At 33.4% G+C, this 17,945-nt stretch carries 12 protein-coding genes; 7 read left to right on the forward strand and 5 right to left on the reverse strand.

Going from position 1 to position 17,945, the window contains the following annotated elements:
- Positions 1 to 429: 429 nt before the first annotated feature.
- Entirely contained in the window at positions 430 to 987 is a 558-nt protein-coding gene (locus Q0P94_RS00075) for a TetR/AcrR family transcriptional regulator (protein ID WP_367270172.1), read from the reverse strand.
- Between the two features lie 285 nt (positions 988 to 1,272).
- Between Q0P94_RS00075 and Q0P94_RS00080 the strand changes: the two genes are divergently transcribed.
- The 5 genes from Q0P94_RS00080 to Q0P94_RS00100 all read left to right on the forward strand — a co-directional run bounded on the left by Q0P94_RS00080 (position 1,273) and on the right by Q0P94_RS00100 (position 13,670).
- Positions 1,273 to 3,444, forward strand: a complete 2,172-nt coding sequence (locus tag Q0P94_RS00080; RefSeq protein ID WP_295112124.1) for a hypothetical protein — start codon at positions 1,273 to 1,275, stop codon at positions 3,442 to 3,444.
- Between the two features lie 85 nt (positions 3,445 to 3,529).
- Positions 3,530 to 7,084 (forward strand): Ig-like domain-containing protein, encoded by a 3,555-nt coding sequence (locus tag Q0P94_RS00085; RefSeq protein WP_295112126.1) that lies wholly within the window; start codon positions 3,530 to 3,532, stop codon positions 7,082 to 7,084.
- Between the two features lie 213 nt (positions 7,085 to 7,297).
- On the forward strand, positions 7,298 to 10,666 hold the full coding sequence (locus Q0P94_RS00090; protein ID WP_295112129.1) for a hypothetical protein: 3,369 nt from the start codon (positions 7,298 to 7,300) through the stop codon (positions 10,664 to 10,666).
- 156 nt (positions 10,667 to 10,822) lie between these two features.
- Positions 10,823 to 11,194, forward strand: coding sequence for a hypothetical protein (locus Q0P94_RS00095; RefSeq protein WP_295112132.1), 372 nt, complete (start codon positions 10,823 to 10,825; stop codon positions 11,192 to 11,194).
- A 1,540-nt stretch (positions 11,195 to 12,734) separates the two neighbouring features.
- The gene (locus Q0P94_RS00100) at positions 12,735 to 13,670 is read left to right on the forward strand and encodes a hypothetical protein (RefSeq protein ID WP_295112135.1); all 936 of its coding nucleotides are present in this window, start codon (positions 12,735 to 12,737) and stop codon (positions 13,668 to 13,670) included.
- A 117-nt stretch (positions 13,671 to 13,787) separates the two neighbouring features.
- Here the strand turns inward: Q0P94_RS00100 and dmpI are convergent, their stop codons facing one another.
- Positions 13,788 to 13,976, reverse strand: a complete 189-nt coding sequence (dmpI, locus tag Q0P94_RS00105) for a 4-oxalocrotonate tautomerase DmpI (protein ID WP_295112137.1) — start codon at positions 13,974 to 13,976, stop codon at positions 13,788 to 13,790.
- A gap of 65 nt (positions 13,977 to 14,041) precedes the next feature.
- Here dmpI and Q0P94_RS00110 point away from each other — a divergent pair, with 65 nt between their 5' ends.
- A complete protein-coding gene (locus Q0P94_RS00110) occupies positions 14,042 to 14,500 on the forward strand; it encodes a deoxyuridine 5'-triphosphate nucleotidohydrolase (RefSeq protein WP_295112214.1) in 459 nt (152 codons plus the stop codon).
- Positions 14,497 to 16,029, forward strand: coding sequence for a thiamine pyrophosphate-binding protein (locus Q0P94_RS00115; RefSeq protein ID WP_295112139.1), 1,533 nt, complete (start codon positions 14,497 to 14,499; stop codon positions 16,027 to 16,029). The genes Q0P94_RS00110 and Q0P94_RS00115 overlap by 4 nt, the downstream gene beginning before the upstream one ends.
- 358 nt (positions 16,030 to 16,387) lie before the next feature.
- Here Q0P94_RS00115 and Q0P94_RS00120 read toward each other — a convergent pair whose 3' ends face one another.
- Genes Q0P94_RS00120 through Q0P94_RS00130 form a run of 3 tightly spaced genes read right to left on the reverse strand, consistent with a single transcriptional unit; the run spans position 16,388 to position 17,633 of the window.
- Entirely contained in the window at positions 16,388 to 16,630 is a 243-nt protein-coding gene (locus Q0P94_RS00120; protein ID WP_295112141.1) for a hypothetical protein, read from the reverse strand.
- The gene (locus Q0P94_RS00125; RefSeq protein ID WP_295112144.1) at positions 16,620 to 17,150 is read right to left on the reverse strand and encodes a DUF2953 domain-containing protein; all 531 of its coding nucleotides are present in this window, start codon (positions 17,148 to 17,150) and stop codon (positions 16,620 to 16,622) included. The genes Q0P94_RS00120 and Q0P94_RS00125 overlap by 11 nt, the downstream gene beginning before the upstream one ends.
- A gap of 57 nt (positions 17,151 to 17,207) precedes the next feature.
- Entirely contained in the window at positions 17,208 to 17,633 is a 426-nt protein-coding gene (locus Q0P94_RS00130; RefSeq protein ID WP_295112147.1) for a GerW family sporulation protein, read from the reverse strand.
- Positions 17,634 to 17,945: the final 312 nt, after the last annotated feature.

Genomic DNA, 17,945 nt, shown 5'->3' on the forward strand with positions numbered 1-17,945 from the left:
TTAATTAATGTTTCCATAATTTTGTAAAATTTTCATTACATAAAAAATTCATGTTATTATTGTATATTATTTTTTTTATTAATTATACAATTCAAATATTTTAAATATTATTTGATGAATTCGTTTAAAAATTAAGTGTGATTTTTTAATTTTTGTTTCGGCGGTGGCTGTGTGGCAGAAATCATATTCTAAAAAGCATTAAAATCTAAGTATAAAGGGAGAAAAAGATTTGGTGAATTTATAAAAATAAGGTGGGTCATTCACCAATCTTTTGAAGTGATTAATAAGGTAAGTTTCCTCATTAATAGGTTAATTCGAGTTTTCCTTTGAATCTCTTCAAGGTGTAATTAAATATATGAAAATGCTTCTATTTAAAGATTTCCGAATGTAAGCACTCACTTGCATGTTTAAATCAAAAAATAATTACTTTCAAGCTTTAATACTGTTCATAAGTGCATATAAAACACTATCTGTGAAATCATGGTTTTTTAAAGAGGAATCTTCATTATAAACTTTCCACAAAACAATTGACTGGAAGGTTATGGAAAATACCATCACGCTCAATGCTGTGGAATCGATATCTCTGACTTTTCCCTTTTCTATTTGTGCTTCGAAGAAAGCTTTAATTTTCAAGATAATCGCACTGGTAATTCTTGAAATTAAGAGTTTTCTGTTGGTTATGTCTCTCACTTCTTCCATTGCAAGCTTTATTACGCTGAACTCTTCATCCGGAAGATGTAACAGTTCATAGAAATTCCTTTTAATGTAATCCTCAATCTCCTCATCTCCGGTGAAATCAAAAATATCCTCAAGTTTGCTAATAAGTATATTCATGTAATAGTTTTTAGTCGCTTCAACCAGATTCTTTTTATTGTCGAATTTTCTAAAAACAGTTGCCTCATTGACTCCAGCTTGCTTTGCAATCTTTTTTGTGGTGGTCTTTTGCAATCCCACTTCCTGAAGAAGCTCAAATGTTGCTTTGATAATCTTTTATGTTTTTCTATAAAAAAGTAAAAGTTATTCAGTTTTTTTTTCACTTGATTTCGTGTCATTAATTCAGTTTTCATTTTTCAAAATTTCCGGTATCATGAATTTATAAAAAATAGCAAATGTTTTTGACGGCAGTTATTTTGGAGTATTGGCAATCAGATTATGCTTTCTTTGCAGGTTAAAAATCAGATATTTTTGCCAGACACTATTTTTAAATAAAATATTTTACATATCTAATTATCAAGTGGTATGATGAAAATTAGCAAGATTATTTTTTTTATTATGATTTTAATTATTTCCCTATCCTGTGTCAGCGCATCAGATAATGCTACTCAATCACTTCATGACAATAATACCATTTCAACAGGAGATGCGGAAATTGCAAATGAAATAAATGTAACATTTGATGAAAAGGTCTATGAACAGGAATTGACAAACATCACGGTCGAAATTCCTGAAAACACATCAGGAAACTTGGAATTGAGGATAAATGATTACACATTTTTCAATCAGTCAGTCAACTCATCAGTAAACATTCCGATGGGGCTGCCTCCTCAGAAGTTTCCAGTTGTGGTTCCAAACGTCTGGCCGCCTTTTGACTCATCAATATATAAGGTATCTGCATTCTTCAACGATGTGGAGTTGGACGTGAACCATGATTTGATTGTGATGAAGTATCCTAAAGACCACTCTCCGGTATTTCTGATTCCCGAAGAGGTGCTGCAGTTCGGCAAGTCCTATGCGTTCATGCCTGCAGTTCTCTTTCCAAGATCTGCCGGTGGCGTTGTGGAAGTCTATCTGGATGAAAAGCTAATCAACAGAACCAGTGTAAAAGGTCCTTTCGTCTATTTGAACGAAACACTGATAACTTCTCTTGGCATGGGGACCCATAAGCTGATGATGAATTATTCCGGTGACGATTACTTCCTTCCTTATTCCGGCATTTTAACATTCAATGTAACAAATGCTGTAATAGGAATTCCTCAAAGCATTTATCTTGACCATGACGACTGCATCACTGTTGACACACAGTCCAGCGGGTATGTAAGCGTATATGTCGATTCAAAATTGGTCAAAAAAGGGGCACTTGACAAAAAAGGCGAGTTCCTTTATTCCCTTTTCAAAGATGTCACCTGCGGGGAGCATGAAATCATGGTAGTCGTTTCAGCAAAGGACTTCACAAGAACAAAAACAGTTAAGGCAAATGTAACATATTCTATGAATATGGACTCATATTCCACTTTCAGATACGGTCAAAATAACCATGTTTCTGTTTACATGCCCCATGACATGTCTTTAAATCTGTTTAAAGTAACAATCAACAACAAAACAGCCACTGCTAAAAAGGAAGATAATTATCTTCTGATTGATATATCAAATTTAGCCGTCGGCAACTACACAGTCAGCGTCACATATCTCGGAGACACCAAGTATTATCCGATGTCAGTCAGCGGTAATTTCTCAGTTGCATATGAAATCGACATTCCATATTTTGCAGATTTCAATTGCGGTTCTGCTGCGGATATAATACTTCCAAGTGATGCAAACGGAAGTTTTGAAATATACCTTAATGGAGTACTCTACAAATCCGTAAAATTGACCAACGGTAAGGCTTCAATAAAACTGGATAATTTGAATCCGGGCAAATACAATATATCTGCAAGATATGTCGGAAGCGATTATGATGTGGATGAAAAGAACGCAACTCTGATTGGATGGCCTGACATGACATACGAAACCACTGTACGTGTGGGAGATAAGAATGTGCTTCACTTCAAAATCCCTAAAAACTGCAAAGGTAGCATATCACTCAAAATTGGTCAAAAAACATATTCATCAACCATTAAAAACGGTGTTGCAACAATTGACCTTTCAAAACTCAGCGTTGGAGACTGGGACTTTGACCTGAACTATGTCGGAAGTGACGGATATAATGAAACATACTTCATAGGGGTCTATGTTTCTCAGGTTCCTATAAAAATCGTGGCTTTAAACAATAAACTAACCTACGGTGTCGGAACATATAAGGTTAAAGTAACCGGAACTGACGGAAAAATAGTTAAAAATGCTTTGGTGACATTTAAAATCAACGGCAAAACATTTAAAAAAGTCAAAACAAACTCACTTGGTATTGCAAGCGTTAAGATCCCGACAATATATGCTCCTAAGTTGTATTCAATAACTGCAGTATATAAAAATGCCGTTCTGACTAAAAAGGTACTGGTCAATCATCTGATTACATTAAAGGTATCTAAAAAATCATCAAAACTAATCATTTCCGCCAAAGCACTTAAAGGCAAAGTTGTCGTATTTAAAGTCGGTGGAAAAACATTCAAGGTAAAAACCAATAAGTTAGGTGTCGCTAAGATAATTGTCAAAAATCCTAAAGTCAAAAAACTTGTTGTTGGCGCAAGCTATCTCAAGGACAGTGTCAGAAAAATCATTGTCCTCTAATTTTTTTTTATTTTTTTGCTGTTTTTGCATAATTTTTATTATCCCTTAATATTATAACTAATATTGTATTGGAATGGGGATAAACATGAATGTAAAAAAGATAATGTTTTTTAGTATTTTGCTTTTAATTTTAACAGTAGGTTGTGTAAGTGCAACGGATAACTTAACTCAGGATGTAAGTCTTCCGGATGATAATTCACATGATATGGAAAGTAGAATCCTTGAAACAATCGATGATGAGAGTCTGGGGGATGTCACATATGAATTTGACGTCAGTCCAAACCCTCAAAAGGAAATTGAATACGGCAGGGACTTGCTTTTGAATGTAATCCTGCCTAGTGACATAAGCGGAAACATATCCTACACTGTCAATTCCAAAAGTTTCAGCATAGGTCAGGACAAGCTTTATTCCGATGCGGAAAACTATGGCGAACCATCCATTCGTATCAATGCCAATGATTTGAAATACGGACTCAATACATTATCATTTACATATGTGGGTGAGGACTATCCTCAAAAGACAATAACTAAATCCTACACTCTTGAAAGCAGCATAAAGCTCAATGAACGTTATGTGGGATGGAGTGATGACGGACATGTGACATTAACCCTTCCGGCAGATGCCAACGGTAACCTGGTTATTTATGAACTGATTTTTTATGACTTGCCGGATGACATTTGGGGATATGGTGCAAGATACAACCAGATTGCGGCTGCCCCACTTACAAACGGTTTTGCAAATGTTTCAGTTTCCAATTTAAACCCCGGACGCCATTACATTTATGCCAACTATACTGGCAGTGATTACAGGGTCAATTTTGAATTCAGCCTCAATAACATGGCTCTTGAAAAGGCGATATATGAGAAGGAATATGATGCGTATTTTGAAGTAATCCCAAAGATTGATTTGCCAAGCAGAATATATACTTCCAACGAATATATAATTGATTTCAGATTGCCTGAAAGTTATAATGGCATTTTAACAGTAAATGTGGGCAATGAAGAGAGAAATTTCACAGTAAGTAATGGGAAAGTTTCATTTAAACTATTCAATATAGAATCTGCAGGTCATGTCGCAGGAGAAGAGTTTGATTACATAAACATTAAGGTATTCTATAATGACAATCGCTACAACTATAAGTTCGATAACTCATATGTGGTTTTCGTATCTGATGCCCAGTCAGTAAGCGAGTTTGATGTGATAAACTATACCAAAAAGGTTTTGAAAGGTGAAATCAACGACATCAGTATGGCATTTCCAGAAGGGTCCTCCGGAAGGGTGGATATTTTTCTTGACGGTGAAAAAATTGATGAGGTGTCAGTCAGTGGCAATATTTTGGGTTATGACCTTTCAACACAGAGCATTGATTTGGGTTCTCATAAACTGACATTTCAATATGTGGACGATGGGAATATCGTAAAAACAAAATCAATAGATTTTGAAGTGACATACATTGATGTGGACTATCAGGACACAATTGAAATAGGTCCTACTGCTGGTGGAAATACAATAAACGTAAGGCTTCTTGATGATGCGACAGGTAGCGTAAGGATATCAATAGACGGTGGAACTGCAGCTCAGGGAACAATCGAGGATGGAGGATACATCTTTGATATTAGAGACATTTCCATCGGAAACCACGACATCGAGGTAAGCTATTCAGGTAATTATCCTGCATATTCACTCAAATTCACAATAAACGCAATTCCTCAACAGAACATCCAGCTCAACGACATAATTTACGGTCAGCACAATAACGTTACCTTGGAATTGCCTGAAGGCTCAACAGGAACCGCAACACTGACAGTTGGAACCAAGAAATTCACAGCCAAAATCAATGACGACGGTGAAGCTGTCTTTGATGTGTACGGTCTCAGTCAGGGAAGCTATTCCTGGACTTTGGACTATCAGGGCGATGATGTATTTCCTGCTTATAAAAGCACAGGATCTGTAAGGGTTGTCTATAAGATTATAAGTAATGCGGATTACAGGGACAGGGTATATGCTGATGAGGATGTCACATTCACTTTGGTGCTGCCGACAAATGCGAAAGGTAGTCTCGTTCTCAGCCGGTACAGTGAAAGCAAGGGAAGCTTTGAGATAATTGACTCCGCTAGGGTGATAAATGGAAAAGCTCAAATAGTCTTTTTCAATCTAAATGTTGGTGAAAATGTATTCAAAGCCGAATATTCAGGACAGGATTATGCTGTGATTGCATTCAATGATTCTGTTCAGGTCATAAATCGAGCAATACTTCCTGAAAACAAAGGAATTCTTGTTGGAAATCCTGCAGAATATGAAATTCAATTGGAAGATGATGCCAATACGACATTAAGGGTTTATATGGAAATAGATGGCAGCTACCGTTTGATTCAGCAGAGTGAATTAATCAACGGACATGCAACAGTCACATTGGACAATCTGTCTGTGGGATTGTACAATCTCAAATTCGAGTCCGGAAGCGGATGGTCCCATAAGGTTTATCTTTCTGTCGATGATAGTGTTTCATGGAAAATAATTCCGAAGGTGAAACTGGGTGAAAACAATGTGTTTGAAGCCAGATTGCCGTCAAACACATCTGGAACATTCACAATTACAGTATCTCATCCGGTATATTCATATTCACAAAAAACTCTTCACTTACTGACTGTGAAATATGACAATGGATTTGTGGCAGTTCCCTCATCAATGTTATATGTTGGAGAATATAAGGTTTTGAATTTTACATTCAACGACACCACATACGGTGTCAACGAATTCACAATTCCTGATGCAGACCTTGCCAAATTCATAATCGAAAACAGGCCAAGCGTTAGGGTTTCAAAGGTAAATTCCACTTTAACAATAGAATTTCCAAAAGACGCAACAGGGGAAGTCATTATTCCATTGGCGGGCAGGCAGTACATAAGGACTTTGGATATGGGCAGAACTGTTATATCAGGTGTTGATCCTAATCTGGAAAGCATCATCCTCACATATCTCGGAAGCAAGATGTATTCTCAGATTGTCAATGGAAAAATTGAGGTTATGGATTTGAATGTTTATAATGCTTCACAGCCTTCTCATAATCCTGATACACAAAATTCCTCTTCCCAAATCCGAGTCGCAGCTAAGGTGATTGCAAAAGACACTGTTGTGGTCTATTCTGCCAAAGGAAAATATAATGTGGCGGTCTATGGAACTGATGGAAAAGCTGCTGCGGGTGTTTATGTGGTCTTTAAGATTGCCGGAAAACAGGTGGCTAGAATCAAGACAAATTCCAGAGGCATTGCAAGCTATACTGTAAACCTGAATCCTGGCGTTTATAAGCTTTCAGCCACATCTTTGGGAAAAACAGTAACTAAAAAATTAACAGTAAAACATGTTTTAGTTCTTAAAAGTGTCAAAATCAAAAAATCAGCAAGATATCTGGTTTTGCAGGCTGCTTTAAGCAAAATCAATGGAAAATATCTCGTTTCTAAAAGGATAGTCTTCAAGTTCAACGGCAGAAACTACATTGCAAAAACAAACAAGTATGGAATTGCAAAGCTGACTGTCAAATCAGTCATCCTTAAAAAACTCCGAGTGGGAAGAAACGTCGCATACCAGGCAACATATCTAAAAGACACTGTTAAAAAATCTGCAAAGGTTTTAAGATAACTGGAATTTTTTTCAATTATTTTTATATTTTTTTTAATTATTTATAATTTCTTTTTATTTTTTAAAAAATATTCTTATAATTTTATTAAAGTTGAATTATGTATTTAGTTTATCTTATTTTCCCGAATAATTCATTAAACTTATATGTTACATGTAATAAAAATAATACATGTATTCAAGTTGAATATAATTAAAAATAATTTGGGGATAAAATTGAATTTAAATAGGATAATGTTGTTGTCCATATTTTTGCTTGCGATTTTAACAGTAGGTGTGGCAAGTGCAAGTGAAAATATCACGGACAACCTAGAAATTAAAGATACGGTTTCTCAAGATGATAACCTGGCCGCTTCTAATGATTTGGTTTCAGATGAAGTTTTGAGCAATCCTAAAGATGTTGAAATCAAACTTCCGGACAATATAAAGGCAGGTGAAACTTTTTATATTAATGTAACTCTGCCAGAAGATGATTATGATAATGAGGTTTATTATTCTGGTAATGTATTCTATCACTTTGATGATGATGATGAAGAGGATGATTTGCCTGCGGGTGGCGGATTCAATACAATTCCATATAAAACAAACACCTTTGGATCATGTACTCTTCATGTCAGTTTCGTTCCTGATGATACTAGTCTCTTAAATCCAAAGGAAGTATCCAAAGAATACAACATTAATGACTATGCTATAGAAGTCACTGCGGAGGATGACGAATGGTTTTATGGTAAAAGCACTGAACTCTCTTTCAGCATACCTTCAGATACTGGAAAATATGTTGTAGATGTAAACGGTAAACTATATAATTTAGATTTGGAAGAATATGAGGAGTCTATCAATTACGGCCCTGCAAATGCTGCTAATGTCGTAGTAAAAGTCACATACAATGGTGACGGTAAAAAACTCAAGGCAAAAACAGTTACAAAAGTATTTGAAATCCTTCCTTATGTAAACTGCCCTAAGGAAGTTCCTTTTGCAACTTCAAAGGATGTAACAGTCGCTTATGCTGACGGTGAATCTATTGATTTCAAAATTAAACATTATGATAATGAAGTTGAGGATGATGTTGTCATTGATGAAAAAACAGTTACAGTAAAAGATTCAAAGGCAGTATATTCCATTCCGTCCAATCTGCAGTTCGGTGACTACTATGAACTTGTAGTTAGTCATAATGGTAATGAATATTTTAACTCTTTTAAGATTACTCCACAAATAGATGTTCCAAACACATTTTACAGCAAGGAAACATATAATATTCCAGTTACCTTCCCTGAACAATATAAAAACATGGATATAGAAGTTTTCATTGGCGATAACACTGTTTTTGAAGGCAAATTGGATTCCAATGCAAAAACAAACATAATATTGTCCAATCTGGAAGCTAATGATGGAACAACATTTTACATTAAGATTTCATCTGGAGATGATTTTTTAACAGAATATCAAAAGGATGTAAAAGTTTCAGATAACGATCCTTCTTCTGTAGACTTATCTGCAGATATTTCAAAGCAATTTGTAAAAGGACAATCTTTAGATTTTGAATTAGCTCTGTTTGATGATATTTCCGGTGAAGTAGTGGCATACATAGATGGTGTTGAAGTTGCAAGAGAAGATGCACGCGAGTATGTTTCATTCTATCTTAAAACTGATGATTTAAAAGTAAACTCTCACACATTAACCTTAAATTATACTGGAGATGACTATTATAAACCTGCAAGCGTTTCATATGTGTTTGATCTGGTTGAATACAAGGTCGTCATTCCAGAAAATCCATGCTATAATAATGGGGACAGGATATATGTTGAATTCCAGGAAGACGCAACAGGTACCTTAATTTTCTATGCTGATGGAAAAGAAGTACAAAGATTCTCTGTTGAAGATGACAGGTTCGAAAGTGAAAACGGATATGCTGTAGGTTGTTTGGTGGATGATTTGAATCTTGCTTTAGGACCTCATGACATTAGAGTTTATTATACAGGAAACAAAGCTAAACTGGATTTAACTAAAAAAATCAATCTGGATTATACTGTACAGTTTGCTATAGAGGAGTATTATTATTATGGTGAAGATAACTTTATTGAAATTACAGTTCCACAAGATGCAACAGGTTCATTTAAGATAAATATTGATGGAAAAGAAGTAGAATACACTACGGAAGAGTCTGATTTAAGGGTAAATATTTCAGAGTTCTTCGGTGAACATGTAGTGACTATTGAATATGCCGGTGATTCCAAATATAATCATCCATTAACTGTTAACACTACATTCAATGTTATTTCATACATCAATTTTGATGATAATATTCCATACAATTATGATGGAGAAGTCATTTCATTATTATTGCCTAAAGATGCAAAAGGTAATCTGGTTGCTGAAATCGATGATCAAGTCTATGTCAAAAAAGGATTTGAAAATGGAAAAGCTGTTATTTCATTTAAAGATTTAGATATTGGTAATTATAATGTTCGTGCATATTATGAAGGCGATGATTATGATGTGGATGAGGTAGTCAGGGATTTACAAATTGAAGGAAAAATTGAACAATCCCATAAAGACGGAGAAATTCCATATAATCAGGCGGTTGATTTTTATATAAACCTTCCGAAAAATACCGTGGGTACACTGAAAGTAACTTTAAACGGCAGGGAATTCACCAAGGAAATGGTCGACGGTTATGCAAAAGTAACAGTTTCCGGATTCAGATTAGGTGAAAATTCATATGCAGCGGAATTCATATGTGACGCTGGTGATGATAGACCTGATTACAGCACTAATACTGAAGGATCTTTAGATGTAATTCCTGTTGTAAAAATATCTGATAATATGGTCGTATTCGGCAAAAATATAGTTTCTGTATTTGCTCCTTCAGGATTTAACGGTTACATTGAATATGAAATTGATTATGCTACCTATAAACAGGTGAAAGCAAATTCACAAAAAACAGACATATCATTAGGCAGTCTGACAGCAGGTGCCCATGAACTTTACATCAGAGTTTTTGATGAAGATGAATATGTTTTTGGAGAATACTATGATTTGAACGTATCCAAAGCAGCTGCTCCTAAATTATTTGCAACTTCAGCTGTTGTCTATTGCGGCGATTACTATAATCGGGCAAAAGTATTGGGTGTTGACGGCAAACCTCTCAAAGGAGCTAAAGTGTTATTCAAAGTGGGCGCTAACAAGTATGTTATCAGATTGACCAATGCCTACGGTATTGCAACATTGCTCATGAACTACAAACCTGCAAAATATGTTGTTCTTGTCAAGTATTCAACACAAACCGTAAAACCTATAGTTCTTGTTAAAAAGGTTCTTACACTAAACAATTTAATTGTCAAAAAATCTGCCAAACAGATTATATTGGCTGCAGCCCTTAAAAAAGGAAAAATTCCAATTAAAAACAAATGGGTTGTTTTCAAATTCAATGGCAGAACATTCAAGGCAAAAACCAATTCCCTTGGTGTTGCTAAGGTTGTTGTTAAAAACGTATTTTTCAAAAATCTTAAAGTAGGCAGAAACGTTATCTATCAGGCAACATACCTTAAAGATTTTGCAAGAAAAGTTGTTAAAGTAAGAAGATAAGGAATTTTCCTTATTTTTATTTTTTTTTAATCCGGATTTTAGTCATTTTTTCTGTTTTTGTGTTTTTTCGCATTTTTGCACTTCAACAATTCCTATTTTGTAGTTTGCACATATCATTCAGTATATCTTATTTAAAATATAATCTAGGAGGTTGTCATGTCAAGAAAGCGTCGTATTCACAATCCCTTCAATTTCGGATTTAAAGTAAGGTATAATGATTTTCCTAGGGAATTGCATAACTCTTTGAATGTTCCCGGAATTTTCAAAAAGAAATCCAATGTTAAGGTTTTTCGAAAAAATGACTCGACATTGGAGATGGATAGTTCGCATGTAGCAAATCCAGACTATGAAACATTGTTTGAATCTGTTGAATATTTCAAGGATAGGCTCAATGATGTTGAAGCCGAAAATCTGGAGTTCAGCAGTAAACTTAGGGATTTGGAGGTTGCAAATTCCATTGCTAATGGTAAGATTAGTGATTTGGAAGCTGAAATAGTTAAATTAAAAAGTCAGTTGAATAAAAAATAGTTTATTTAAAATTCTTTAACTATTTCTCATTTTTTTTTTAAATTATTTGAAGACCAATTTATTCTGAATCTTCTTTTTCTTGGTCTTGTTTTGCTTTTAGGTTTTCAATTCCTATTATCATATTTTTTCCTCCATATGTGTGTGGGGGAGTGAGGTGATTTGCATATAATCTTATTGTTGGGGGATCCTCACTTCCTTGTATTCTTTTTATTACATTAATACTATATAAATATTTCGTTAATTTTTAGGTATTCCTAAATATCATAATTATAATTTTAAAGTTGATGTTTCTAGGGTGTTATTTTAAAGTAACGTGTCAGAATCTGCAATAAAAAATTTTAAAATTAATCTGGTTGATGATAAAATTCATATATGTAGATGTATTGTGTAGTTTTTGATATCAATATATGCTAATCTATATGATGTAGTATAATATAGCATGTTAATCGGTTATTGTAAGAAAAATTTTTTCAAGTAATCTCCTCATTTTCTTGGATTTTTCATAAAAATATTGGTTTCAGTCTAATTTTTTTAAATCAAAATTTCTTTAGCGCATATTTTTTTTATCAATCTGTAGGTGTAAACTGATATAATTTTTCAAGTTGTATGTTTATGATATTGCCGGTTGAAAATGGATAGGGTGTCTATTATTTCAGTAGGGTGGTGTCGGCTAAAAAAGTAAAAATTCTATAAATTTTTTTATCTCATGCAATTTTTTTAGCAAAAATTAATTTTTCCTGCAGCATTTTTTCTGGCATATAATTTCCATTTTTGTGATTCATAAGAAATTTTTTCATCTAACGGTCAATATTTCAGGTTGAAATATGGCAATAAGACGTTTTTAGTCATTATCTAGAATGAAATTTTTTTACAATAATTTCCTTATTTTTCTTTAATTTTACTTTTTTATATCACTTTTCGGTAATTTGAGTTATAAGATAAATTTTTCATTTAAATATTGATTTGAAAGTTTTATATTTTTTTAAACTCAAATTCAAGAAATATGTTTAAAATATATTTCATTTTTTCAATTTTTCTTTATATTTTTATAAAAATTTATTGAATAAATTCAGTGAAATTGCCATAAATTGGCAAAAATTGTTTGTAGTACGTTAAATTTAAAATGTGGTGTTGAATGTTTGATATTTATTTTGTTTTAATTTTTAGAAGGGAATTATAACAAAATATTAAATGTAAATTATTGTTTATTCAATAAATCAGAAATTTAGATATGAATCTAATTTTAAAAGATTTTCAGGGTCTTTCTGTAAGAAATTTTTATGACAGTAACTCAATGTTATTGCCATATGGATGCTGTTCTCAAGCATGTCAAATCATTTTGCAAAATTGAATTTTTTTATCACAATTCCTAATAAAACAAGTTGATTGAAAGATTTAACATAAAAATTAATTTTCATTTTAAAAAATTCGGAATTTTAACTTTTTACACTTGAAATGTACCTCTCTTTAAAGGATTATTGGTGAAATGTTCGACATATTAAACAAAATTTATATAATATTCCAAAGTAAAATAATTTTGATGAGTGAAAAGTATCTTCGCCAAAATAGGAATAGTTACACGGTAGTCAAAAATTCAAGGGTGTTCGGAAAATTCGAATCTAAAGACGAGGCAATTTTTGCACGTGACATTCTAGTCGAAAACAACTGGAAGACCGACGAAATTGATGATGAAATTTTTGAAGCTGACGGCAAATATATGGTTTTCAAAGTCATTGACAATAAGTTATGTTATCTGGGGGAGTTCAATGAAATACCTCATGAAGACATGATTTTGAAACTTGCCAAAAGGCATATCCGAAATCCAAACAATTCAAGATATGGTCTCAACATCACTAAACTTTTTGACACATTCATCATAAAAAAACAGATTGCAGGTGATGAATATATTTTCGGCTTATTTGACAGTCTTGAAGATGCAACATTTTCAAGAAATTTTTTAATGGATCACAACTGGGATGTTGGAGAGTTTGGTGAAATTGAATATTGTGATGAAACTGATACATATAAAATTGTAGAGGTCATTGACGATAGAATCTATATTCTGGCAACATATGAAAGTGAAGTCGAGGCGAAAAGTTCCCTGGATGATGCAAGACATGAATTTCTCAATAAGATTTCAAAACACAAAAACGGTCTTGCAAACTATCCTCATCTGGATGTGCTGACAGACAGTATTGAAAATCTCGAAAACAGATTTCAAATGAAAACTTCAGATGAAGTCTGGAATTTTCATGAAACTCAAAATCCTCTTGAGGACATAATATTTAATTTGACACCTTGGCAGAAAATTATCTATGATGCTGCGGGTGATGAGTTTTCATTTAAAGATTTGGAAAAATCCCTTGCACGATATAAAAGTAAGAATTTCGATAAAAAAATCAGAAAGTATCTAAACCAACTTATAGATTTGGGGCTTGTTGAAAAATTGGACGATGATGTCTATAAGAGGTTGTAAATCAAAATTTTTATATACTTTACAATATTAATATAGTAATGTGTTAAAATAAACTATTTTAACACGTTTAGTCTGTATAATTAGGGGGCTTTGTTTCGGCAAAGCTCCCTTTTTTATTTATTCTCTATCGGATAACAATTCTCCAGCCACTCCAATACTTTCTTTTGGATATGCTTGGACTAAAACTGTTATAGCTTCTATTGGTAAGTCATATGCATCAGCAACGACTTTTGAAACATTTTTTACCATTTCTCTTTTTTTCTCAACACTTATTCCATCGTTTCCAGCTATTGTAATTACAGGCATTTTTATCACCGTTTAAAATTTATAATGTAGATAGTATAAATAAATTATTAAAAGGTTTTGATATGATGCTTGGTGAAAAGGAACTTATAAAACTGTTTCCAAATTTTAAAGATTTGGTTCAGCCATCCGGAATTGACTTAGAACTGGATAAGATATATATTCAACAGACTCCTGGATCTCTGATTGACAACGAAAAGAATTTGCCTGAACTTGAAGAGATGAAAGGCAATATTTACACCTTAAAACCTCATACTGCTTACTTGGCAAGCATAAAAAGGAAGATTAAGATTCCTAAAGGATATACTATGCTTTATCTTCCCCGTTCAACTCTTTTAAGGTCTTTTGTATCTGTCCAAACGGCGGTTGGTGATCCTGGATTTTATGGAACTTTGATGTTCATGATTTACAATCATGGTGACTTTGAATATAAAATCAAATCCGGTGACAGAATTGCCCAGGCGGTGGTGTTTCCAGTTGAAGGATCAGGTGAATATAACGGGTCATACCAGGAGGAGGAAGAGTGAACGTCAGTGAAAAGATAGTTGAAATTTTAGCTGATGAAGGAATCACCGATGTATTCGGAATTCCCGGCGAGCAGATAATGCCTCTTTATAAGGCTCTTTCAACTTCAAATATTAATCATATTTTAACAAGACATGAACAGGCGGCAGCACATGCTGCAGATGGATATTATCGCTCAACCGGCAAGATTGGAGTATGCATTTCAACCGCTTCTCCGGGAGCCTTGAACTTTACAATGGCACTTGCCACCGCATATAAGGACAATGTTCCTATTTTGGTTTTAACCGGAGACAATGAGCTGAAGTATAGGGGAAGTGACCATTTCCAATCAACCCCTCAACTTGAAATTTTCAGAAATATCACTCGGGAATCATACAATCCTTTAAACGGCACTGAAGCGATGTATGTGTTGAGGGCATCAATATTTGCACTTAAAAACAATCCTAAGGGACCAATCCACATTAACCTCTCAAAAGATATTCTGCAGGCAGTTGATTTTGAAGACTTTGAGTTATGCTATCTGTGTGAAGATGATCTCTCCAACATCACAAAAGCCCAGAATCTGATTGACAACTCCAAAAAACCGCTGTTTATTCTTGGTGCGGGTGCAAGGTCTCAGGCTCAAAACATCCGGATGATTTGTGAAAGATATCAAATTCCAGTTACCACAACATTCCATGGAAAGGGTATAATCTCAGAATATGATGACTTGAATTTGGGACTGGTTGGAATACGTGCAACTCCAAGGGCAAAATATGCATTTGAAAATGCTGACTGCATTATTGCATTGGGTATAAAGGCTAGTGAAAGAACATTGCCGCACATTCCGGATAATCTGATTCATGTAAACATCAATAAAGACGTACTTATTGGTGATTTTCCTATTCATGGTAAAGTTGAAGACTTTTTGGTAAATATTAACTTTAAAAAGACAGATTGGATTGATGATATTCTAAATATTGATAATGATATTATAATTGAAGGAATAAATGATGATTTAAAGCCTCAAGCTGCAATTTCTGAAATTCTAAAAAGGTTTGATGACAATATAATAGTTTCAGATGCGGGAAGCCATACAACCTGGACAACACTTTTGAAAAAGTCAACTAAAGCTGGTCAATTGTTATTTTCAGGAGGACTTGCACCTATGGGCTATGGACTGCCTGCTGCTATCGGTGCAAATGTTGCCAGTGGAGAGAAGATAATTCTTATCAATGGGGATGGGGATTTTCAAATGAATCTTCAGGAGCTGGCTACCCTAAAGGAAAATAATCTTGATGTAATCATATTCATATTAAACAATTCAGAATTTGGAATAATCCGTCAATGGCAGGAAATGTTCTATGAAATGGATCCATATCAGGTCAAGTTAAGCAATCCCGACTTTGTAAAACTTGCTGCATCATATGGTATTGATGGTGTGAGAGTTGATAATCTGGATGACTTGAGATTATTGCTTGAAAAGAATCTTTCAGGACCTCTTGTTGTTGAAGTGGTTGTGGAAAGTGAAAATATTCCTCTTCCTGAATAATTTTTCATTGTTTTGATGTTGATTCTGTGAAATTCAAAATTAATATCTTATCTGGTTGTCGTTTCACCAATCATCTTTAAAATTTTCAATTTATGGTCAGATGTGTAAATTTCACAGGTCTATATATTTTTAATTTCGAAAATTCCCTCTGTAAATCTAGGTAGGGAGTTTATTGGAGTTTTGCCAAATAATTTTGAAAATTTGCTCTATTTTTGGTTAATGGTTGCACTACCTATTTTTCAGTTTAAAACATTAAACAGGTATTTTTTTCATATAATATATTTGTATGCTGGGGATTATGATATTTAAGTTGGTTAGACATTTTTAAAATCAATTTCACATATTTAAAACAATTTTCTCATTTTAGATAATTTTCCACAAATTCTTTAATAATTGCCTTAATGTCGCTAACTTCATCTAGGGGAGCTAAGTAAAATTCATCATTTTCTTCATAAATTATTCCCAATGGTTTGAGTTCTGCAGATGAAATTTTTTCATTTACCTCCAGGATATTTTCCTCGAAGACGAATATGAGTCCATTGACATTTTTGAATTTGAATTCGGTGTTTTGATTTATCTTGAACAGATTTTCATCGCTCATCTAAAACACCTCTTATAAGATTTCGGATTTCCTTTTTTGAAACTAGTTTGATTGCAGGGATTAAAAGTTTTAAAGGATATATTTCAAACTCATTTTCTCCTTTGGCATCAAGTCTGCTTCCATTGAAGGTCGGTTCGGCACTTATGCGCAAATTTTTATCAAGTGGGTTGATAATTGCTAAAACCGCCCAGATTATTCCGATGTATTTTCCGGTTTCTGCATAATCATCCATTCCAAAAATAAGATGGTTTTGAATTTTTTTGATTTTAACTGATTTGATAGTTTTCTTTAAAAATTCCATCAAATCTTTAAAACAAGGTTTTGCCAGTTCAAGTATTTTTTTAAAATCTCTTTTTTTGCCTTCATTTTCCTTTTCATTTTCATCGGCACAGTCGTCCTGTGAAGGAAATGTCAGCGAATAAACTTTAATTTTTTTTAAAATAAGTATTTTTAAACATCCATTAATTTTGCTTTCTTTTTTAGTGTAGATAAATGATATTTTTATTCCTATAACTAGCAAAATAATGATGAATAAGATGATTATTAATATAATCATCCATAGGATGTTTAACATGTATTATTCCTGTTCGTCTGTGAGTTTATCAGATGTTGTAAAATCCGGTTCGATGTATTCTCCTTCATCATATGCAGTTCCACTTTGGGATTCCAAATAGCTTTTTACCAGATCTGTAATAATTAAACCTAAATCGGATAATGCTTTGTTTGTTTCAGTTCCTTTGCTTAAGTCGAGTACACGAACTCCATCAGCTGTATTTCCTTTTTTAGGAATCATTACCATTGATATTGGTTCTACTCCTGCTCCAGCACCCATCAAGTCGGTACCTTCATTTCCCATAAGGCTTTCGCCGGCTCCAAATCCAACACCCATTTTTATAACTGGAATTAAAACTTTGTCTTCAGTTTCGATTGGAGTACCGATTACATTATCAACATTTATAAGTTTACGTAATTCTTCAACAGTTGTTTTAATATTGTTTGGCATAGTTTCACATCCTATCTTATTGGTTTATTATCTGTTGTTAATCTTTAAAATATTTTTACTTTGAATTTCAGTATTACTTTTTTTGTTATAATGACATAAGTTTCAAGTGTAACTTTTAAGTTTTAATTATGTTACATCATTTTGAGAGGTGTATTTCAAGTGTAACTTTTCACATCTAAGTTATAAGAATTTTTCATGAGAGATGTGTTTCAAGTGTAACTTTTCACATATAACTTATAACTTTTTACTCAAGAGGTGTGTTTCAAGTGTAACTTTTCACATATAACTTATAACTTTTTACTCAAGAGGTGT

This window comes from uncultured Methanobrevibacter sp., assembly GCF_946184425.1.
GTDB lineage: Archaea > Methanobacteriota > Methanobacteria > Methanobacteriales > Methanobacteriaceae > Methanocatella.

What these genes read in the sequence shown, in the direction of transcription:
- Q0P94_RS00120 (WP_295112141.1), bottom strand. Translation starts at nt 16,630, where the DNA reads ATGAGCGATGAAAATCTGTTCAAGATAAATCAAAACACCGAATTCAAA.
- Q0P94_RS00085 (WP_295112126.1), top strand. Translation starts at nt 3,530, where the DNA reads ATGAATGTAAAAAAGATAATGTTTTTTAGTATTTTGCTTTTAATTTTA.
- dmpI (WP_295112137.1), bottom strand. Translation starts at nt 13,976, where the DNA reads ATGCCTGTAATTACAATAGCTGGAAACGATGGAATAAGTGTTGAGAAA.
- Q0P94_RS00100 (WP_295112135.1), top strand. Translation starts at nt 12,735, where the DNA reads ATGAGTGAAAAGTATCTTCGCCAAAATAGGAATAGTTACACGGTAGTC.
- Q0P94_RS00080 (WP_295112124.1), top strand. Translation starts at nt 1,273, where the DNA reads ATGATTTTAATTATTTCCCTATCCTGTGTCAGCGCATCAGATAATGCT.
- Q0P94_RS00110 (WP_295112214.1), top strand. Translation starts at nt 14,042, where the DNA reads ATGCTTGGTGAAAAGGAACTTATAAAACTGTTTCCAAATTTTAAAGAT.
- Q0P94_RS00130 (WP_295112147.1), bottom strand. Translation starts at nt 17,633, where the DNA reads ATGCCAAACAATATTAAAACAACTGTTGAAGAATTACGTAAACTTATA.
- Q0P94_RS00095 (WP_295112132.1), top strand. Translation starts at nt 10,823, where the DNA reads ATGTCAAGAAAGCGTCGTATTCACAATCCCTTCAATTTCGGATTTAAA.